This window comes from Brevundimonas sp. ZS04 (assembly GCF_001956865.1).
Taxonomy (GTDB): domain Bacteria; phylum Pseudomonadota; class Alphaproteobacteria; order Caulobacterales; family Caulobacteraceae; genus Brevundimonas; species Brevundimonas diminuta.
In genome coordinates this window covers 51,417-72,202 of the sequence record NZ_MTHE01000011.1, presented here as the reverse complement: position 1 = coordinate 72,202, position 20,786 = coordinate 51,417, and the positions used below count along the sequence as shown (strand labels likewise).

At 67.9% G+C, this 20,786-nt stretch carries 14 protein-coding genes and 1 tRNA gene; 5 read left to right on the top strand and 10 right to left on the bottom strand.

From position 1 onward, the window contains the following. Position 1 precedes the first annotated feature (1 nt). The 3 genes from BJP32_RS13405 (at position 2) to BJP32_RS13395 (ending at position 4,058) form a co-directional block, all read left to right on the top strand. The gene (locus BJP32_RS13405; protein WP_076224471.1) at positions 2-1,441 is read left to right on the top strand and encodes an efflux transporter outer membrane subunit; all 1,440 of its coding nucleotides are present in this window, start codon (positions 2-4) and stop codon (positions 1,439-1,441) included. A 188-nt stretch (positions 1,442-1,629) separates the two neighbouring features. After that, entirely contained in the window at positions 1,630-2,799 is a 1,170-nt protein-coding gene (gene proB, locus BJP32_RS13400) for a glutamate 5-kinase (protein ID WP_143255474.1), read from the top strand. Next, positions 2,796-4,058, top strand: a complete 1,263-nt coding sequence (locus BJP32_RS13395; RefSeq protein ID WP_076224470.1) for a glutamate-5-semialdehyde dehydrogenase — start codon at positions 2,796-2,798, stop codon at positions 4,056-4,058. The genes proB and BJP32_RS13395 overlap by 4 nt, the downstream gene beginning before the upstream one ends. Before the next feature lie 164 nt (positions 4,059-4,222). On the opposite strand, the gene BJP32_RS13390 is transcribed toward BJP32_RS13395, so the two are convergent. Both BJP32_RS13390 and BJP32_RS13385 read right to left on the bottom strand, forming a co-directional pair. Then, a complete protein-coding gene (locus BJP32_RS13390; RefSeq protein ID WP_076224468.1) occupies positions 4,223-6,664 on the bottom strand; it encodes a membrane-bound PQQ-dependent dehydrogenase, glucose/quinate/shikimate family in 2,442 nt (813 codons plus the stop codon). Positions 6,665-6,824: 160 nt separating this feature from the next. Continuing rightward, complete coding sequence (locus BJP32_RS13385) at positions 6,825-7,481, bottom strand: TetR/AcrR family transcriptional regulator (protein WP_076224466.1); 657 nt, start codon at positions 7,479-7,481, stop codon at positions 6,825-6,827. A 418-nt stretch (positions 7,482-7,899) separates the two neighbouring features. Here BJP32_RS13385 and BJP32_RS13380 point away from each other — a divergent pair, with 418 nt between their 5' ends. Next, positions 7,900-10,026, top strand: a complete 2,127-nt coding sequence (locus BJP32_RS13380; protein ID WP_076224465.1) for a M13 family metallopeptidase — start codon at positions 7,900-7,902, stop codon at positions 10,024-10,026. A gap of 371 nt (positions 10,027-10,397) precedes the next feature. Here the strand turns inward: BJP32_RS13380 and hisS are convergent, their stop codons facing one another. The 5 genes from hisS to BJP32_RS13355 all read right to left on the bottom strand — a co-directional run bounded on the left by hisS (position 10,398) and on the right by BJP32_RS13355 (position 15,112). Next, complete coding sequence (gene hisS, locus BJP32_RS13375) at positions 10,398-11,870, bottom strand: histidine--tRNA ligase (RefSeq protein WP_076224463.1); 1,473 nt, start codon at positions 11,868-11,870, stop codon at positions 10,398-10,400. Between the two features lie 57 nt (positions 11,871-11,927). Continuing rightward, complete coding sequence (locus tag BJP32_RS13370; protein ID WP_046653098.1) at positions 11,928-13,154, bottom strand: DUF418 domain-containing protein; 1,227 nt, start codon at positions 13,152-13,154, stop codon at positions 11,928-11,930. Positions 13,155-13,214: 60 nt separating this feature from the next. Beyond that, positions 13,215-13,781, bottom strand: coding sequence for a hypothetical protein (locus BJP32_RS13365; RefSeq protein WP_046653096.1), 567 nt, complete (start codon positions 13,779-13,781; stop codon positions 13,215-13,217). Beyond that, entirely contained in the window at positions 13,781-14,659 is an 879-nt protein-coding gene (locus BJP32_RS13360) for a 3-hydroxybutyryl-CoA dehydrogenase (protein WP_046653095.1), read from the bottom strand. The genes BJP32_RS13365 and BJP32_RS13360 overlap by 1 nt, the downstream gene beginning before the upstream one ends. Positions 14,660-14,806: 147 nt before the next feature. Next, positions 14,807-15,112, bottom strand: a complete 306-nt coding sequence (locus BJP32_RS13355) for a YggT family protein (RefSeq protein ID WP_046653094.1) — start codon at positions 15,110-15,112, stop codon at positions 14,807-14,809. Between the two features lie 122 nt (positions 15,113-15,234). Here BJP32_RS13355 and BJP32_RS13350 point away from each other — a divergent pair. Continuing rightward, a tRNA-Ala gene (locus tag BJP32_RS13350) sits at positions 15,235-15,310 on the top strand. Positions 15,311-15,368: 58 nt separating this feature from the next. Here the strand turns inward: BJP32_RS13350 and BJP32_RS13345 are convergent. The 3 genes from BJP32_RS13345 to BJP32_RS13335 form a co-directional block, all read right to left on the bottom strand. Further along, the gene (locus tag BJP32_RS13345) at positions 15,369-16,388 is read right to left on the bottom strand and encodes an NAD-dependent epimerase (RefSeq protein ID WP_046653093.1); all 1,020 of its coding nucleotides are present in this window, start codon (positions 16,386-16,388) and stop codon (positions 15,369-15,371) included. A gap of 45 nt (positions 16,389-16,433) precedes the next feature. Further along, positions 16,434-18,320 carry a M20/M25/M40 family metallo-hydrolase gene (locus tag BJP32_RS13340; RefSeq protein ID WP_046653092.1) on the bottom strand — a complete coding sequence of 629 codons (1,887 nt, stop codon included), beginning with the start codon at positions 18,318-18,320 and terminating at the stop codon, positions 16,434-16,436. A 111-nt stretch (positions 18,321-18,431) separates the two neighbouring features. Beyond that, the gene (locus tag BJP32_RS13335; RefSeq protein ID WP_046653090.1) at positions 18,432-20,678 is read right to left on the bottom strand and encodes a TonB-dependent receptor; all 2,247 of its coding nucleotides are present in this window, start codon (positions 20,676-20,678) and stop codon (positions 18,432-18,434) included. Positions 20,679-20,786 lie beyond the last annotated feature (108 nt).

Genomic DNA, 20,786 nt, shown 5'->3' with positions numbered 1-20,786 from the left:
AATGAACGGCAAACTCCGCACTCTGCTGACCGCCGCGGGGTCGGCGGCCCTGCTCGCCGCTTGCGCGGTGGGCCCCAAGGCGCCGCTCCCCACGATCCCGGCCGAAGGCCAGGGCGCCTTCGTCGGCTCGCAATCCGCCTCGGTTTCGACCGAGGCGGCCCGCGACGACTGGTGGCGGCTGTATCAGGATCCGACCCTCGACGGCCTGATCCAGCAGGCCCTGACCGAGAACAACGAGCTGGAGGCGGCCGCGGCCAATCTGCGCGCCGTCCGGGCCTCGCTGTCCGAAGCCCGCTCGGGCCGGTTCCCGACCACCACCGCCTCGGCCGCCTACAACCGCAGCCGGGCCTCGACCGACACCGTGCCGACCGCCGGCGGCGCCAAGCTGCCGGAAGTCGACACCTATGACGTCGGCCTGGACGTGGCCTATGAGATCGACCTGTTCGGCCGGGTGGAGTCCTCCATCCGCGCCGCGCGGGGCGACGTGGCCGCCGCCGCCGCCGCCCTGGAGGTCGTGGGGGTGACGGTCGCGGCCGAAACGGCCCGGGCCTACGCCGACACCTGCTCGGCCAACGCCCAGATCGCCGTGGCCGAACGGACCATCGACCTGCAGGCCAAAACGGTCGACCTGACCCAGCGCCTGCTGGACGGGGGCGCCGGCAATGGTCTGGACGTCGCCCGCGCCCGCGCCGCCCTGGAACAGACCCGCGCCAGCCTGCCGCCCCTGCGGGCGTCGCGCGACAGCGCTCTGTTCCGCCTGGCCACCCTGACCGGCCGCACCCCGGGCGAGGCCAGCGAGGCGGCTCGCGCCTGCCAGTCCCCGCCGCAGCTGTCGCAGCCGATTCCGGTCGGCGACGGCGCCGCGCTTCTAGCCCGTCGTCCCGACGTGCGTCAGGCGGAGGCCCGCCTGTCGGCCGCCGCCGCCCGCGTCAACGTCGCCACCGCCGGCCTCTACCCAAGCATCCGCCTGGGCGGGTCGCTGGGCTCGACGGCGCTCGACGCCTCGGACCTGGGCGAGGACGCCAACTTCCGCTTCAGCGTCGGCCCGCTGATCTCCTGGTCCTTCCCCAACGTCTGGGCGGCACGGGCCCGGATCAAGCAGGCCGGCGCCCAGTCGGACGCGGCCCTGGCGACCTTCGACCAGACCGTGCTGACGGCGCTGCAGGAGACCGAGACGGCGCTCAGCGCCTACGCCAACGAACTGGACCGACGCACGGCCCTGCGCACCGCGCGGGATCAGGCGGCCACCGCCGCCCGCCTGTCGCGTCTGCGTTTCGACGCGGGCGCCGACAGCTTCCTGACGGTGCTCGATTCCGAGCGCACCCTGGCCGGCGCCGACGCCGCCCTGGCCGCTTCGGAAGCCCAGGTCGTCACCTACCAGATCGGCCTGTTCAAGGCTCTGGCGGGTGGTTGGGAACAGGCTCCCGATCCCGAAGCCTGACCTTCAGCCTCGAGCTGAAACTAGGACGCCCGGCTGGTTCGCCCGCCGGGCGTTTTCTTTGGCGGTTTTCCGCCAAGCCGCCGCACAAACAGAATATTCTTCATTCAAGTGCCGACAAACCAGCAATCATATGAATAATCGTCGCTTACAGCTTGGCTTAAGCGACGATCTTGCGATAGGGAGGCTGTGTGACCTCCTTAGCGCCCCTCCCCGCAGCCTTTGAGGCCGCCGCCTCGCCTGCCGCCGCCCTGGCCCAGGCGCGCCGGGTGGTGATCAAGATCGGCTCGTCCCTGCTGTTCGACGCTGCGCGTCGCGCCGTCGCCGCCGACTGGCTGGCCGACCTGGCCGGCGACATCGCCGAGTTGCGCCGCGACGGACGCGAGGTGATCGTCGTCTCCTCCGGCGCCGTCGCCTTGGGACGCGGACGCCTGAACCTCTCGACCAGCCGCCTTCAGGACAAACAGGCCGCCGCCGCCGTGGGCCAATCCCTGCTGATGCACGCCTGGGAAGAGGCCCTGGCGCCCCACGGCCTGATGGCGGGCCAGGTGCTGCTGACCCGCGACGACACCGAACGGCGGCGCCGCTGGCTCAACGGCCGCGCCACGCTGGAGGCCCTGCTGGCCCTCGGCGTCATCCCTGTGGTCAACGAAAACGACACCGTCGCCACCGAAGAGATCCGCTATGGCGACAACGACCGACTGGCCGCCCGCGCGGCCCAACTCGGCCGAGCCGATCTGCTGATCCTGCTGTCCGATGTGGACGGCCTTTACACCGCCGACCCGCGTCGCGACCCGCACGCCCGACACCTGCCGCTGGTCGAACGTTTGACGCCCGAGGTGCTGTCGATGGCGTCCGGCGCCAACGCCCAGGCCGGGGTCGGCACAGGCGGCATGGCGACCAAGCTGGCGGCGGCCCAGATCGCCGCCTCGGCCGGATGCGCCACCGTCATCGCCTCGGGCCTGACCGACCATCCGTTGAGGGCGGTGCTGGACGGCGCCCGCGCGAGCCTGATCCCGGCCCCCGCCACTCCCCTGGCGGCGTGGAAGCAGTGGATCGCGGGCAGCGTGGCGCCCGGCGGCGCCCTCACGCTGGACGCCGGAGCCGTCGCCGCTCTCCAGGCCGGAAAGAGCCTGCTGCCCTCCGGCGTCGTCGCCGTCAGCGGCGATTTCGGCAAGGGCGACAGCGTACGCCTGACGGGGCCTGACGGCGCGCGACTGGGCGTCGGTCTGGCGTCCTACGCCGCCGAGGAGATCGCCCTGATCCGCGGCCGTCATTCCGACGCGATCGAAAGCCTGCTGGGCTATCGCGGCCCCTCGGTCGTCATTCACCGCGACGATCTGGTTCTGGAGGACCGATGAGCGACCTCGACGCCGCCATGCTGGACATGGGCCGCCGCGCCCGCGCCGCCGCCGACGCCTTGCGCGCCACGACGCCCGACGCCCGCACCGAGGCGCTTCACCGGCTCGCCACAGCCTTGCGCGCCGCCGAGGCCGACATCCTGGCCGCCAACGCCCGCGATGTGGCCCGCGCCCGCGACGGCGGCCTGTCCGAAGCCCTGATCGACCGCCTGGCCCTGACGCCTGCCCGTATCGAGGGCATGGCCGTCGCGGTCGAAACCATCGCCGTCCAGCCCGATCCCGTCGGCGTCGAAATGGCCCGCTGGACCCCCGCCAACGGCCTGGACATCGCCCGCGTCCGCACCCCGATCGGCGTGCTGGCCGTCATCTATGAGAGCCGCCCGAACGTCACCGCCGACGCCGCCGCCCTGTGCATCCGGTCCGGCAATGCGGCGATCCTGCGCTGCGGCTCTGACTGTCTGGATACGTCGCGCGCCATCGCCGTCGTCGTCGCCCGCGCCGTGGCCGAAGCGGGCCTGCCCGCCGATACGATCCAGTTGGTCCCTGTCCCCGACCGCGAGGCTGTCGGCGCCATCCTGTCGGGTCTGAACGGCGCCGTCGACCTGATCATCCCGCGCGGCGGCAAGAGTCTGGTCGCCCGTATTCAGGCCGAGGCGAAGGCGCCGGTGCTGGGCCATCTGGAAGGCCTGTGCCACACCTATCTGGACGCCGCCGCAGACCTCGATGTCGCCCGCCGCGTGACCCTGAACGCCAAGATGCGCCGCGTTTCCGTCTGCGGCGCGACCGAAACCCTGCTGGTGGACCGCGCGGCGGCGGGCCGCCTGCTGCCCGCCATCGCCGCCGACCTGACGGCCGCCGGATGCGAACTGCGCGGCGACGCCGAAGCGCGCGCACTGGTTCCGAACATGGTCGAGGCGGTCGAGACCGACTGGACGACCGAATACCTGGCCCCCATCCTGTCCGTGCGCGTGGTGGACGGCGTGGACGGCGCGATCGCACACATCCGCGCATACGGCTCGGGCCACACAGAGGCCATCGTCACCACCGACGAGAAGGCGGTTGACCGCTTCGCTGAGGGCGTGGACAGCGCCATCGTCCTGATCAACGCCTCGACCCAGTTCGCCGACGGCGGAGAGTTCGGCTTCGGCGGCGAGATCGGCATTTCAACGTCAAAGCTGCACGCACGCGGCCCGGTCGGCGCCGAACAACTGACGACCTACAAATATGTGGTGCGCGGCGAAGGGCAGACTCGGCCGTAATGCGCCTTCTCTCTCCGCTTCATGGGGAGGGATGTCGACGCGAAGCGGAGACCGGGTGGGGAGGACCAAACAAGCTTGGCCTCGGCGCTCGATCTCCCTGGGCGCCCCACCCGGCTCCGGCCTAACGATCTCAACCACCCTCCCCATGAAGGGGAGGGTGAAGGCTATCTGTTCTCCGGCAGCGCATAGGCGACGACGTAGTCCCCGCGCGGCGTTTCCATGAAGTGATGCCCGCCGGCCATGATGACCAGATACTGGCGGCCGTTCTGCTCATAGATCATCGGATTGGCCTGGCCGCCTGCCGGAAGCACGTCCGACCACACCGTCTTGCCGGTCTCGATGTCGATAGCGCGGATGAGGTCGTCCGTCGCGGCGCCGATGAAGATCAGTCCGCCCGCCGTCACCGCCGAGCCGCCGTTGTTCGGCGTGCCGATCTCCAGCGGCAACATCGACGGAATGCCGAACGGCCCGTTCTTCCTAGCCGTGCCGAATGGCCGATCCCACAGGGTGCGGCCGCTCTTCAGGTCGATCACGCGCATCCCGCCATAAGGCGGCTGTTTGCACAGCAGGCCGGTGAACTTGACCCGCCAGCCCGCGTTGACGTCGATGGCGTAGGGCACGCCCATCTGCGGATCGCCCGCGCCCTCTGCCTTGGATTTCGACAGACTGCCGCCGCGGTTCGCCGCAACCTTCTCGCGTTCGATATAGCGGGGATCGTCGCGCGCGAACCAGCCCAGACGTTCGGCCTCGGCGCGGGGCACCAGGCGGTTGTGGTTGGGCATGTCGTTGTAGTTCGCCACGATCACGCCGCGCGCCGGATCAACCGCCACGCCGCCCCAGTCCGAACCGCCGTTGTAGCCCGGATACTGAATCCAATGGCGGTCCGCCGTCGGCGGGGTGAAATAGCCGTCATAGGCCGCCTGACGGAACTGGATGCGGCAGACCATCTGGTCGATGGGCGACATACCCCACATGTCACGCTCGGTCAGGTCGGCCTTCCTCAGCGTGTGGAACAGGGAGAAGGGCTGGGTCGGGCTGCGCTGCGACGGCTCGACGCCGCCTTGGGGCACGCGACGCTCCTCGACCTTATGCAGCGGTTGGCCGGTGCGACGATCCAGGATGTAGAGGTCGCCCTGCTTGGACGGCAGAATCACCGCCGGAACCATGGCTCCGTTGATCGGCATGTCGACCAGGGTCGCCTGCGAGCCGAGGTCATAGTCCCAGACATCCTTGCGCACCGTCTGGAAATGCCAGCGCGGCTTGCCCGTGGTCACGTCCAACGCGACCAGTGAGGTCGAGTATTCGTTCTCCGCCGGGCGGCGCAGGCCGGAATAATAGTCAGCCGAGGAATTGCCCATCGGCAGGAAGACCAGACCCAGCGCCTCATCCGCCGTGGCCGTAGTCCACATGTTCGGCGTGCCCGGCGTATAGGTCTCGCCTTCCGGCGGCAGGGTCGTGATGTCCGGCCGCATCATGTCCCAGGCGAAGCGCAGCTCGCCCGTCACCGCGTCAAAGCCTTGGATCACGCCGGAGGCGTTCCACCGCTTCTGACCGTCCAGCACCTGATGGCCCGTAACCACCACGCCGCGCACTATGACCGGCGCCGAAGTGATCGACACCATCCCCGGATAGGGGTCGCCCATGCCGTGCTTGATGCTGACAGAGCCATTGGTCCCGAAACCCGCGCAGGGAAGGCCCGTGCGCGCGTCCACCGCCACCAACCGCCCGTCCAGCGTGCCCTCGATAATCCGCGTGGCGCAGGGCTGGGCCGCATCAACATTAGGCGCGGCGTAATAGGTCACGCCCCGGCAGGCGGCGGTATAGGGAATCTGGTCGTCAGCGACCTTGGGATCATAGGTCCACTTCTGCTTGCCCGTCGCCGCGTCGATCGCGAACAGCCGGTTACGCGCCGAGCACATGTAAAGGGTGTCGCCGATCTTCAGCGGCGTCGTTTCGGCGCCCCAGCGTTCATCCGGCAGGTCGCCCGTGCGGAAGGTCCAGGCCCGTTGAAGGCCCTTCACATTGTCCCTGTTGATCTGTTTCAGGGGGGAATAACGCTGGGCGCTGTCCGAGCCGCCCCAGGCGGGCCAGTCGGCGCCGACCTTCAGGATCGCAGGATCGCCCACGCCGCCGTTCGATGCGCCCGGAACCGGGCTGAGCACCCGCGCCTTGTTCGCCTGGGCCACCACTACGCCGGAGATCAGGCCGAAGACCACGACGGCCGCCAGACCGCCCAGCATCAGCCGGCCTCCGCCGTCTTCGCGCTTTAGAACCGGGAAGCTGCACACCACGGCGATCAGCAGCACCAGCGGCGCCACCACGCGTGGGACCAGAGCCCAGCCGTTCAGCCCGACCTCCCACAGCGCCCACACTACAGTGCCGATGAAGATGGCGACATAGAGCCATGCGCCGAACGGTCTGAGCAGGGCCAGTAACCCGCCCGACACGATCATCAACAGACCGACAATCAGATAGTAGGCCGAGCCGCCAAGCATGATCAGCTGGCCTCCGCCGATGGTCAGCGCCAGCCCGATCAGGGCCATGATGATCCCTAGAAGTCTGACAAGAACGCTGCCGAAGCCCCGTCCGCGCTCAATGGACGACATGGCGCCCTCCCATCGTTCAGCTTGGCCTTTGACTGCAACCCGCCAGCAAGACCGCCGTTCCATCGGGGCGGGAGAAACCGCCAGTCGATCCGATCAGCGCATGGAAAAAGGGCCGCACGCCAGTTCGGCGTACGGCCCTCAATCAGGTTCTGGCTAAGCCTTACTGGCGCGCCAGCTGGCTGGACAGGATCAGTTCCAGCTGCTTGCGGATATGCGGCGTCAGCTCTTCGATGCCCCAGTTGTCATAGGCGGCGAAGCGGAAGTTGTTGATGAAGACGTCCCAGATCAGACGCGCCAACATGGGCAGGTCCACGTCCTGGCGCAGCTCGCCTTCACGCACGCCGGCCTGCAGAATCTCGGCCACGGCCTCGACCAGGGGACGGACGAACGCGCGCGAGCGCAAATCGGCGTCTTCCGGCTGGAACCACGAACGCGCCACCATGGCCTGCATCAGCGGCAGATGGCCCAGCGAGCGGTGATAGCCCGCCGTCAGCCCGTTCGACAGGCGGTCCAGGACGCGGCCTTCGGCGGCGGCGGTGCGGATGTCGAGCAGCAGGCCTTCCATCTCTTCGGAGAAGACGGCTTCGAACAGCTCGGCCTTGTCCTGGAAGTTGGCGAAGACCGCGCCGGTCGACATGCCGGCGCCCTTGGCGATATCGCGAATGGTGGCGGCGTCATAGCCGCGCTCGGCGAAGAGGGTGCGGGCGGCGTCCAGAACCTTCTGACGCGTGCGCACCTTGGCGGCCTGGCGGCGGTTCAGCCGAGGCTGGACTTCGGCTTCGGCGACGGCAGGGGCGGACTGGGAAGATTCACGCATCGGCGGCGGCTCTAAACTCATCTATGTGCGGCGTTCGCCTCATCGCGGCTCGCCGTCGATCTGACGCGAGCTTGGGACAAGGGAGAACGCTCCTAGGAGGAAGTGGTGAACTTTCATCACCGAACAATGACCAAAATGGGTCACAGGCGGCAGAAAACTCTGCCGCACCACGCTTAGGAGTTCAACACGACTAAGGAGTTCTACTGATGCCGCAAGGTCAGGAAAGCTCTCCAGCTCAAAGCTTGGCTTTATGCCTCAGTCTATTTCGCTTCAGCATCATTGCGGCGGTCAAAGGCCCAGAAGAGGGAATTCAGTCCGCCCTCGCGCGGCGCGCTAAAATTTTTTAAGACCGCTGGATCGCCCCTGCCTCTAGGCTTTGGGCAGCGCGCCCCTTGGGGTCCGAGATGAGGAAGCAAGAATGAAGAAACTGTTCGCGGGGGTCGCTGCGGCCGCCCTTCTGGCGCCGGCCGCCGCCCTGGCCCACGACGGCCATGACCACGCCTGCATCGACGAGGCCTGCACCGTCTTCGAACTGTTCCAGACACCGGCCGCCCAGGGCGGCGCCTCCGGCTGGCAGGGCACGGATGCGCCCCGATATGGAACCTGGGGCTTCGACCTGGCCGGTCGCGACACCTCGGTCGATCCGGGCGACAGCTTCTTCCGCTACGCTAACGGCGCGGCGCTGGACCAGTTGACCATCCCGTCGGACCGCACCTCCTACGGCTCGTTCGCCCTGCTGCGCGAACTGTCGGACAACCGCATGAAGAAGCTGGTGACGGACCTGGCCGCGCGCACCGATCTGGCCTCCGGTTCGGACGAGCAGAAGATCGCCGACGCCTACCGCGCCTTCATCGATCAGGCCCGCGTCGACCAGTTGGACGCCCAGCCGCTGGCCCCCTATCTGGCCGCCATCCGCGCCGCGGACAGCCATGAGAAGATCGCCGCCTACATGGGTCAGACGCAAGGACGCGCAGGCGGCTCCTTCTTCGGAACCGGCATCACCATCGACCAGAAGAACCCCACTCGTTACGCCGTGACCACGGGCCAGTCAGGCCTAGGGATGCCCAACCGCGACTACTATCTGGACGCCCGCTTCGCCGACAAGAAGCAGAAGTATCAGGCCTATATCGAGCAGATGCTGACCTACATCGGCTGGACCGACCCGGCCGCTTCGGCCGCCGCCATCGTCGCCCTGGAAGACCGGATCGCCGAGGCGCACTGGACCCCGATCGAGAACCGCAACCGCGACAAGACCTACAACCCCTATTCGATCCAGACCCTGGCCGCCGAAGCGCCCGGCTTCGATTGGGCCGGCTATTTCAACGCCGCCGGTCTGGGCGCGGTCGACCGCGTGATCGTGCGCCAGAACACGGCCATGCCGAAGATGGCCGCCATCTTCGCCGAGACGCCGGTGGCGACCCTGCAGGCGTGGCAGGCCTTCCACACCACGGACGACGCCGCCCCCATGCTGTCGCAACGCTTCTCGGACGCCCAGTGGGCGTTCCATTCGCGCGACCTGGCCGGCCAGCCCGAACAGCGCAGCCGTGAAAAGCGCGCCATCAGCTTCGCCGAGGGCGCCCTGGGCGAGGCCGCGGGCCGTCTCTATGTCGCCGAATACTTCCCGGCCGAATCCAAGGCCAAGATGGAAGAGCTGGTCGCCAACCTGCGCACCGCCCTATCGCACCGCATCGACAACCTGACCTGGATGGGCGTGGAGACCAAGGCGGCGGCTCAGGAGAAGCTCCGGAAGTTCACCGTCAAGATCGGCTATCCGAACAAGTGGCGCGACTATACGGCGCTCGAGATCAAGGCCGACGACCTGTTTGGCAACAGCCAGCGCATGGGCCAGTTCCAGTGGAACTACCGCCTGTCGCGCCTGGACCAGCCGGTCGACAAGGACGAGTGGGGCATGACGCCCCAGACGGTGAACGCCTATTACAACTCGGCCAATAACGAGATCGTCTTCCCCGCCGCCATCCTGCAGCCGCCCTTCTTCGACCCGGATGCGGACCCGGCTGTCAACTACGGCGGCATCGGCGGCGTGATCGGCCACGAGATCGGCCACGGCTTCGACGACCAGGGCTCCAAGTCCGACGGCGACGGCGTGCTTCGCAACTGGTGGACGGAACAGGACAAGGCCAATTTCCAGAGCCTGACCAAGCGTCTGGGCGCCCAGTACGACCAGTTCGAACCCGTCCCCGGCCACCCCGTCCAGGGCGGCCTGACCATGGGCGAGAACATCGGCGACGCCGCCGGGACGGCGGTCGGTCTGGAGGCCTATCACCTGTCATTGAAGGGCCAGCCCGCCCCGGTGATCGACGGCACGACCGGCGACCAGCGCTTCTTCTACGGCTGGGCCCAGGTCTGGCAGTCCAAATACCGTCACGACGCGCTGATCAATCAGATCGCCACCGATCCGCACAGCCCGGCCGAATTCCGCGTAATCGGCCCGGTCCGCAACATCGACGCCTGGTACGACGCCTTCGGCGTCAAGCCGGGGACCAAATACTACCTGTCGCCGGAAGAGCGCGTCCGCATCTGGTAGGACGCCGCGCCTGCTGAACGAAGAGGGCCGGAGCGGCGACGCTTCGGCCCTTTTTCATGGCGCCGTCTCCCGACGCTCCTCCATGCCAAAACCGCCCCATATCGAACACCCTTCGATAAAATTCTTGGCTTCCAGGCATGAAAAAGCCCGCTGCGGGGGATACATCGCAGCGGGCCTTCTCGCTCTCTCAGGAGCGGACGTTTCCTCCCCGAAACGCCTTCAAGATGTCGCTGCGGCTGAGCGCTGCGCCTCTTGAGTGAGACCAAATGACGCCATCGAGGGGGTCAAGTCAATCAAGCCTCTATCGAAAGAGCGTTATTTCGTAACTGAACGTTGATAAGTCAGGTCTTCGTCATGGTTTTTATCGAAACTTATTCGATAATAGAACGGACCACCGCGACCAGCTGATCGCGGGCCACGGTCTGCTGCCCCGGACGCTCGGCCTTCCAGGCGTTATTGTCCCTGATGGCGGCGGCGCGGGCGCGTCCGGCGTCCAGATCCTTGATCGTCACCTGCCCGGCGGCGATCTCGTCTCCGCCCAGGATGACGGCGGCCGGGGCTCCGCGACGGTCGGCGTATTTCATCTGCGCCTTCATGCCCGCCCGCCCCAGATACAGCTCGGCCGGAATGCCCGCCGCGCGCAGTTCGGATACGGCGTCGAGATAGTGCTGCATGTCGTCCTCGGAGAAGACGATGGCCACCACCGGCCCGCGCGTCTCGTCCTCGGCGCCGCGACCGGCCGCGCGCAGGGCCGAGGCCAGACGCGACACGCCGAACGAGAAACCCGTCGCCGGGGTCGACTGGCCGGTGAAACGCGACACCAGGTCGTCATAGCGCCCGCCGCCGCCGATCGAGCCGAAGCGCACTGTGCGGCCCTTCTCGTCCTTGGTGTCGAGCAGCAGTTCGGCCTCGAACACCGCGCCGGTGTAGTATTCCAGCCCGCGCACGATGGTCGGGTCGAAGCGCACGTCGTCCTGCGACACGCCCATGGCGTTCAGGGCGCGGTCGATGGCGGCCAGCTCCTTCAGCGCCTCTTCGCCCGCCGCGCCCAAGGCCGCGCCGGACACGGCGTCCAGCACGCCCGCGCGGCTGAGCCCCGGCGTCTCGGCCGAAGCCAGAAACGCTTCGATCGCCCCGATCACCGAGGAAGGCAGGTTCGCGCCCTTGGTGTAGTCGCCGGACTCGTCCAGACGGCCTTCGCCCAGCAGCAGGCGCACGCCCTCGACGCCGAGGCGGTCGTATTTGTCCACGGCGCGTAAAGCCGTCAGCCGCTGCGCCGGATCCGTGATCCCGCCCGCGTCGAACAGGCCGTCGAACAGCTTGCGGTTGGAGACGCGGATCACCGCCTGCCCGGCCGCCAGACCCGCGGCGCGCAGGCCCTCGCAGCCCATGGCGATGATCTCGGCGTCGGCCTCGGGTCGGTCGGAGCCGACCGTGTCGGCGTCGCACTGCCAGAACTCGCGGAAGCGGCCCGGCCCCGGCTTCTCATTGCGCCACACCGGCCCATAGGCGTAGCGGCGGAACGGCTTGGGCAGGGTCTCCCAGCTCTGGGCGGCGAAACGGGCCAGAGGCGCGGTGTGGTCGTAGCGCAGGGCCATCCACTGATCGTCGTCGTCCTGAAGCGCGAAGACGCCCTCGTTCGGACGGTCGGCGTCCGGCAGGAATTTGCCCAGGGCGTCGGCGTATTCGAACGCCGGAGTCTCCAGCGCCTCGAAGCCCCAGCGCTCATAGACCTCGGACACGCGCGCGACGATTCGGCGCTCGGCGGTCAGGTCGCGGCCGCGACGGTCGGCGAACCCGCGCGGCGCGCGAGCTTCGGGGCGGTTGGAGGCTTCGTCGGTCATGAAGCGGCGATTAAGCCATCAGTTCCGTCGCCGCAACTCGCCGCCGCCCCTTCCCGCTCAAGCCGTACGGCGCAGGGGCAGACCGCGTCCATAGCTCAGACGCCGCCACAGCCACTCCAACGGCCCCATGGTGAACTTCGACAGCCACAGCGGCGACCAGATCAGCTGCAGCGCCCACACGCCGACGACGATGGCCCACTGCATCGGATAGTCGACCTGGCCGAACAGACGCGGCCCCCACGGCATGTAGAAGATCGTCGTCATGATCAGGGTCTGGGTCAGATAGTTGGTGAAGGCCATCCGCCCCACCGGCGCCAACGCCTTGCGCAGCCAACCCACGCCCCGCGTCGTCGCCAGGATCAGCGCCGAAGCGTAGGCCAGGGTGATGATCAACGGATAGGACTCCGCCACGGCGGCCCATCCGCCCGTCCCCTCCGCAACCGGCCCGACCTGAAGCTCGCGCCATTGCAGCACGCCCAGAAGAGTCAGCACCGTCGCCCCGCCGGCGATCAGCGCCAGATAGATCCACGTCGGAACCCGGCCGTGGAAGAAGCCGGCCTTGAACAGGCCCATCCCCAGCATCATCAACGGCACGATCGAGAAGACATACATCAACAGGCTCGCAGTCGTTGCGAAACCCCAGGCCTTCAGGTTCTGCAGCATCGCCCCCGCCCAGCCGCTCTGATAGGCGGCGATCGCATCGGCGACCGCGGTGTCGGATACGCTTTCGTTCAGGCCGGCCATAACCTCCGGGAAATGAACCATGGCCAGCACAAAGGCCGCCTGCAAGGTCGCCAGAAACACTGTGGCGCCCGCGCCGATCCAGATCAGGGACTTGGCCGACATGGATCGCATCAACATCACGAACAGCCCCGACCAGGCGTAGAGCAGCAGGATGTCGCCGTACCAGAAGGCCGCACCATGAATCAGGCCGAACAGGGCCAGGAACATCAGGCGACGGCGTAGAACGCGCCCCTTCGCCTCATCACCGCGCTCGCCGCCAACCAGGAAGATGGACACGCCGAACAGCATGGAGAACAGGGTCACGAACTTCTGGGTGAAGAAGACGTCGACGACCCATTGCGCCACGCCCGACGCGCCCGGCACGGCGGGAAAAGGCGACTGCTCCGGCGCCATGTCCAGAGCTTCCAGCGGCAAGGAGAAGAAGGCGGCATTGACCGCTAGGATTCCGAGAACCGCCGCGCCGCGCAGCACGTCCAGCGTCACGACCCGCTGATCCGCCGCCACCGGCTTCGGCTGAACCGTCTCGACCTGATCCCTCATGCTCGCCCCTGTTCTGGTGAAGAGGTCGAGGCTTAGTCGGGACGGCCGCTTCGCTTCACGTTAAATCCCCGTAACGTCCCGTTCGGCCAGGACGCCCATGCGGTTGTTGACCACCGGCGCCGGGACAAAGCCCAGATAGGCCACGCACAGACCGCCCCACAGGGCGTAGCTGACGCCCATCATGACCGCCAGCGGCAGACCGCCGACGCCATAGATCAGCAAGGCCGTCTCGATCGCGCCCAGGCCCTGAACCAGGCTCTGCGAGGCGGCGCCCGCCAGACCCGCCATGACCACGGCCATGATCGTCTGCATCGCCGCCGCCAGCAGGCCGCCGAAGACGGTGAAGCGGCACACCACGCCCAGTCGCGTCGACGGGCGCCCGGTCTTGCCGTGGCTGTCGAGCAGCAGCCACAGCCCCGCCGGCGCCGCGATCAGTCCGACGGCCAGCATCACCAGCCGCCAGTCCGTATCCACGCCTGACCACCAATTCTCGGGCGGCCAGATGAACAGGGTCAGGATCACCGGCGGCCAGGCCGCCGCCGCCAAGGCGGCGGGAACCAGGGCGCCCGCGCCGCGCCGCGGCGCCACGCGCTTCAGGCCCGGAAGAGAAGGAAAAGCGACGGCCATCAGCGGGTCGGAACCGGCGTCTCGCCGGAATAGTCGTAGAAGCCGCGCCCGCTCTTCTTGCCCAGCCAGCCGGCCTCGACATACTTCACCAGCAGCGGACAGGGCCGATACTTGCTGTCGGCCAGGCCGTCATACAGCACGTTCATGATGGCCAGGGCCACGTCCAGCCCCATGAAGTCGGCCAGCTCCAGCGGTCCCATCGGATGGTTGGCGCCCAGCTTCAGCGCCTTGTCGATCGAGACCACGTCGCCGACGCCTTCGTACAGCACATAGACCGCCTCGTTCATCATCGGCACCAGGATGCGGTTGACGATGAAGGCGGGGAAGTCCTCGGACTCCGTGATGATCTTGCCCAGGCTCTCGGCGAAGGCGACCGCCGTCTCGAAGGTCGAGGCCGAGGTGGCGATGCCGCGCACCAGTTCGACCAACTTCATCGTCGGCGCCGGCTTCATGAAGTGCAGGCCGATGAAGCGCTCAGGCCGATCGGTAACCGAGGCCAGGCGGGTGATAGAGATCGAGGAGGTGTTGGACGCCAGCAGCGTATCGGGCCCCAGAAGCGGCGTCAGCTCGGTGAAGACGCCCTTCTTGACCGCTTCCTCCTCGGAGGCGGCCTCGATGATCAGATCCGCCTCAGCCGCCTCGGCCAGGGTTTTCACCGCGGTGATGCGCTGAAGCGCGGCCTGGGCCTCCGCCTCGCTCGACAGACCGCGCGCCGCGCGTCGCGCCAGGCTGGCCGCGATCTCGCCCAGGGCCAGGGTCACGCGGTCCGACGCGATGTCGTACAGCTTCACCTCATAGCCGCCGGCGGCCACCACCTGAGCGATGCCCGAACCCATTTGCCCGGCGCCGATGACGGCGACTGTCCTGATCGTGGTCATGAATTACGCGTAAAATCCGGTCCGTTAGGGAACCCATCCTCGGCACCTTAGGAGCCCGTTCGCGCCACGCAAGGGCGGAAATGGAGGCCGAACGCCGAATCCCTCGCCCCCGTGGCCCGCATTCAACGGCGCCCCGTCTCGCCCGCCTTAGCCCAGCGACATGATGAGCATGGGCGCGACCGTCCGATTGAACAGCACGCTCAGGAACTGCAGCGCCAGCAAGGCGATGATCGGCGTGATGTCGATGCCGCCCAGCGACGGCACCACCCGCTGGAGCGGTCCCAGGATCGGCCGCGTCACCGTATCCAGCACATAGGCGATCTGGCCCACGAAGCGATTGCGCGGATTGATCACGTCGAAGGCGAACAGCCAGCTCAGGATCGCCGAGGCGATGATGCACCAGATCATCAAGGTGACGACGGCGTTCACCAGCCAGACAAGGGCGAAACCCATGAGAAACTCCTGCTTCGTTCACGCCGCTTCTAGCGGCCCCGCCGCGGATCGCCAAGGATTCGTGCGCGGCCCGTTGACACGCCCCCCTGGACGCTTCTATGTCCCGCCCCTGCCTGTCGGTCGGGGCCGTAGCTCAGTTGGTAGAGCGCGTCGTTCGCAATGACGAGGTCAGGGGTTCGACTCCCCTCGGCTCCACCAGGGCATCTCCGCGAAATCATTACGTGAGCCAGCCCTCCAGGGCGACCGCCTCTGCGCCTCAATTTTCGCGGTAGAAGTTGCAGTACCAGTCGACGAAGCGTGCAACGCCCTCCTCCACCGGGGTCGTAGGAGCGTAGTCGAGGGCGGCCAGGGTGTCGGTCACGTTGGCTTCGGTATCGGCCACGTCGCCGTCCTGCATGGGCATCAGGTTCAGCTTGGCCTTGCGGCCCAGCTTGGTCTCCAGCACTTCGATGTAGCGCATCAGCGGCACGGGACGGCCCGCGCCCAGGTTCAGGATGCGCCAGGGCGCGACGCCGCTGGTCGCCGGATTGGGGGCGGTCGCATCCCACGCCGGATCGATCGCGGCGGGACGGTCCAGAGCGGCGATCACGCCGGTGACGATGTCGTCGACATAGGTGAAGTCGCGGCTCATCCGTCCCTCGCCATACACGTCGATCGGCTCGTCCTTCAGGATGGCGCGGGTGAATTTGAACAGGGCCATGTCCGGGCGGCCCCACGGCCCGTAGACGGTGAAGAAGCGCAGCCCCGTCGCCGGAAAGCCGAACAGGTGGGCGTAGGAATGGGCCATGGCCTCATTAGCCAGCTTGGTCGCCGCATAGACGGTCAGCGGATGATCGGCGGGCTGGCGCACTGAGAACGGCAGGGCGCGGTTGGCCCCGAACACCGAACTGGTCGAGGCGAAGACCAGGTTGGCCGCCTCGACCGCGCGGCAGCCTTCCAGGATGCTGAGGAAGCCGACGACGTTGGAATCGACATAGGTCTCGGGCGCTTCCAGGCTGTAGCGGACCCCCGCCTGGGCGGCGAGGTGAACCACCCGGCGCGGCTTGTGCTCGGCGAACAGGGCGGCGACGCCGTCGCGGTCGGCCAGATCCAGCGTGTAATGACGATAGTTCGGATAGGCCTGAAGCTGGGCCAGGCGCGCCTGCTTCAGCGCCGGATCGTAATAGGCGTTGAGGTTGTCCAGGCCGATGACGCGTTCGCCCCGCTCCAGCAGACGCCGGGCGGTGTGGAAGCCGATGAAGCCGGCGGAGCCGGTGACCAGGACGGGATCGCTCATGATCGGCTGCGATAAACGGTCGCGCGGCCGGACGCCAGCGTCCGTCTAGGGCAAGGCCTCCGCCACGGCGGGCGACGGCTCCAACAGCTGGGCCGAGATGTTCAGCCCGACGCCCGCGATCAGACAGGCCGCCGCCGCCAACAGCACCAGGCGCGACGCCTTCGCGCCCGGCGCCAGAGGGCGGGCGAACAGCAGGACCAGCAAGGCGATCAAGGCCAGGGCGCCCGGCATGTCCATCCCGACGCCCAGGAAGACGAAATGGCCGATCCCCAGCAGCCAGGCGCCGCCCAGCACGGTCGCCACAGCGACGGGCAGAAGGCCGAGCGGCCGCGTCAGGTCGGGGTCGATCAAGGCCGCCAGGGCCGCTGCCGTCGCGGCCAGCAACACCGGCCAGACGAACAGCAGGGCCGCTTCAGGCGCTGCGCCCTGCAAGGCGCAACCGAAGACGAAGATCAGGGCGATCAGACCCAGCCAGCCGCCCCAGGCCAAACGCTCGGCGCGCCCTGGCCACAGCGACAGGATGATGGCGGCCACGCCCAGCCCCAGCATCACCGGACTGAACCCGCCGACCAGCAGGACGACGGCGGTCAGGACGGCGAACGCCCCGCCGATTACGCGCGGCCGCGCCCGGCGCGCGCCGGTCAGCAGGACCAGGGCCAGGGCGACGATCGCCAGCGTCGCCCCCGCCTCCATCCACGGCAGGCGGCGCAGCAGGGTGTAGTAGACGTCCGGCGAATCGGCGCGGCTCGATAGCGGCCCGACCAGCAGGCGCGTCGCCTGCACCAGGATCACGCCCCCGGTCAGGAACCACAGTCCATCCAACACGCCCAGGCCGACCTGCCCCGCCGTCAGTCCCGCCCGGCGCCGCGCCCGCCAGGCGGCGAAACCGCCCAACGCCGCCGCCAGCGCCAGCAGAACCCAGCCGGTTCCTTGCGCATGGGCGATCATCCAGCGGCCGAAGACGTCTGAGTAGACCAGGTTCTCGCCCTTGGCCGGCAGGCTGGGCGCACGCGCCAACGCGTCCGCCGCCTCCAGCGCCTGAGAGCCCAGATGCTGGACCGCGCCCCGATCCAGGTTGGCGGGCGTGGCGTTGGCCGAATGGTACTGATCCGGGCGGCCGATGAAGGCCAGGTTCAACCCGCCGATCCCCCGGTCCTTGGGCACGGTGAAATCGGTGCCGTTGGGCATCCGCTCATACATGAAAGCGGCGATGGAGGTGGCGGTGGTCCCGCCGTCGGCCCTGGCCGCCGCACGACGGAACAGCTGCACGGTCGGCCCGGCCTCGCGCCCAGTCTCGAACATGGCGGCGCGGCCGCCGCCGCCGCGCGCCTCGAGGTTCACCACCGCCCCGATGCGATCGCGCAGTGGATGGCCGCCGAAGAAGACCCGCGCCCCGTCCAGACCCAGCTCCTCGGCGTCGGTCAGCAGGACGACCAGATCACGCTCGACCGGACCGCGCGCCTTGATCGCCCGCACCGTTTCCAGAATGGCGGCGACCCCGGCGGAATCGTCGGCTGCGCCGGGCGAGCCGACCACGGTGTCATAGTGGGCCATCAGCATGACGGCGGGCTGGCTGCGGTCTTTTCCGGGCAGGACGCCGATCAGATTGACCGCCTGATTGTTCGCCGCCGCCGGATCGCCCCCTGCGCGCGCCAGCCGCTTGACCGAGGCGGGCGACAACGGTCCCGCCTGCTCGCTGACTTCCAGCCCCAACTGCGTCAGCCGCGCGCTCATATAGGCGCGGACCCGCGCGTGCTCGGGCGAACCGACCGGGTGCGGAGCGCGGGCGATCTGTTCGATGTCGGTCATGGCCCGCGCGGCCGAGAAGGCGACGGCGGGTGCGTCCGCCGCGCGCGGCTTCGGCGCCTGGGAGGTCCACACCGCCAGCAAGAAGGCGAGCGTCAGCGATCCGAACAGCAAGGCCAGCCGCATGTGAGATCCTCCCCGATCCGTCCGGCAATAGGACCAAGCTGGGCCGGAATGGCAAGAGGGCGGCGACAGGTCTCTCCGCCGCCGCCCTCCGATGCGATCCGCCGTAGAAGCTTAGAAGCGCTTCGACAGCTCCACGCCGTACATGCGCGGTTCGTTGACGAAGGCCGTCAGGTTGTTGAAGTCGATGGCGCCGATGACATTGGCTTCGTCCGTGATGTTGCGGACGTAGACGGCCGCCTCGAGACCTTGGTTCAGGTCGCGCCAGCCCGCACGCAGGCCGCCTTCGAAGTTGGTGTCCTGACGGAACTCGACCGCCTCATAGAGGAACAGGTTGAAATCCTTCTGCATCACCCAGTCGGTCGAGGCGAACAGCTCCTGAGCGTCGCCGATGGGGCGGACGTAGGACAGGGTCAGGTTGGCCGAATACTCCGGCGCCTGGGGGAAGGGGTTGCCGTCGATGTTGGCGCGGTCATTGGCGCCGACCTTCACGATCGGATCGGTGATGGTGCACAGGTGGTTGCCGCAGATGGCGACCAGCAGATCCTTGTCCTTGATCTCGGTATGGTTCCACGCCACGCCGCCGGCCAGGGTGAAGCCCGCGCCCAGATAGACGTCGCCGTCGATCTCCAGACCGTAGCCCTGACCCTTGTCGGCGTTGATCAGGCGGTTGGAGTTGTCGATGCCGCCGATGGCCGTGAACTGCATGTCCTTGACGTCATACAGATAGGCGGTGGCGTTCAGGCGGGCGCGGCCGTCCCACAGGCGGGCCTTGAAACCGGCCTCATAGGACATGACGGTTTCCGAATCCGCCGTGGTCAGAACCGGCAGGTTGCGGCCCTGGATCGACGGGCCGCGATAGCCGCTGGCCACGCGGGCGAACAGGTTCAGGCTGTCGTTGACTTCGTACAGGGCGCTCACGTCCCAGCTGACCTGCTCGTCGCCGACCGAGACCTTGCCCTCGGCGCCGGCCGGCGTGCCGACCAGAAGGCGGCCGTGATAGTCGCGGCTGTCGTCGGTGTAGCGCAGGCCGCCGGTCAGCTTCAGAGCCTCCGTGACCTGATAGTTGGCCTGACCGAAGACCGACCAGGAGTCCGACTTCTGCACGATGTCCGTGACCTTGGTCGGCATGACGCCGCCGACGCCGTCAAAGCCGCCCGACACCAGGTTGATGCGCTCGTCCCAATAGAAGGCGCCGACCTGCCAGCCCAGGCGGCCCGCGCCGTTCGAGGTCAGGCGCAGCTCATAGGTGTTTTGCAGCAGGTCGCTGGACAGGGTGCCGGACTCGACCGCGAACGGGGTCTTATAGCCGGCGCCGGCCGGCGCGCCCTTCGAGACGCCGCCGTCGATGTCGCCATTGCCCTGCGACCAGCCCTGGAAGGAGCCGACCACGCCGGTCAGGGTCGCGGGACCGAAGTCATAGGCGACCTGCAGCGACTGCGAGGTGGTCTTCTGCTTCTGGAAGTTGTTGCGGCCGCCGTCATACCAGACCGTGTCGCGGTCGAAGTTGTCGTTCAGCTTGTTCGAGCCCTTGGTCAGGACGTTGGCCCGGTTCATCGTGCCCGTGCCCACATAGTCGCGCGCCTGCAGGGTCAGCAGGGTCGACAGGCGGTCGGTCGGGGTCCAGGCGACGTGGATGCGGCCCGCCACATCGTCGAAGGAGCCCAGATCCTTGCCGTCCTTCTTGGCGAAGGGGGCGTCATAGGCGTTGTTGATCCAGTCGTCGCGGTGGTTCCACAGGGCGGCGACGCGCACCGACAGGGTGTCCGACGCCGGCAGGGTCACGGCCGCCTCCGCGCGGGTCGAACCGTAGTTTCCGTAGGTCAGCGAGCCGAAGCCGGTGAACTCGTCGCCGGGCTTGGTCGTGTCGATCTTGATGACGCCCGCCGGGGTGTTGCGGCCGAACAGGGTGCCCTGCGGCCCGCGCAGCACTTCCAGCTGCTTCACGTCGAACAGGGGGAAGCCCTTCAGATAGACGCTTTCCAGAACCAGCTCGTCCATCACCATCGACACCGGCTGCGAGGCCGTGAAGTCGAAGTCCACATTGCCCAGGCCGCGGATGTAGAAGCGCGGGGCGTAGCGGCCGTTGGAGCTTTCGACCTGCAGGCTGGGCACGCGGCCCGACAGCTGCAGGATGTCGCCGCCGCCGGCGTTCACGGCGTTCAGCGTCTCGGTGTTCATCGCCGTGACGGCGAAGGGCACGTCGCGGATGCTTTCGCTGCGACGCTGGGCGGTGACGACGATGTCGCCGACAGCGGCGGCCTGTTCGACCTGGACATCGGCGGATTGCGCCAGGGCCGGCGTGGAAAGCAGCAGGGCCAGACCGCTGGCGGAGGCGGCGAGAACCGAGAGACGCGTCATCGAGATATCCCCTTCTTGATGATCTTGGGCGGGTGAATCGCCGCAGCCCCTAGGCCTGAAGCGCCGTCGGTTCCAGCACCGAAGCGCCCTTCACCGTGAACCTTTCGC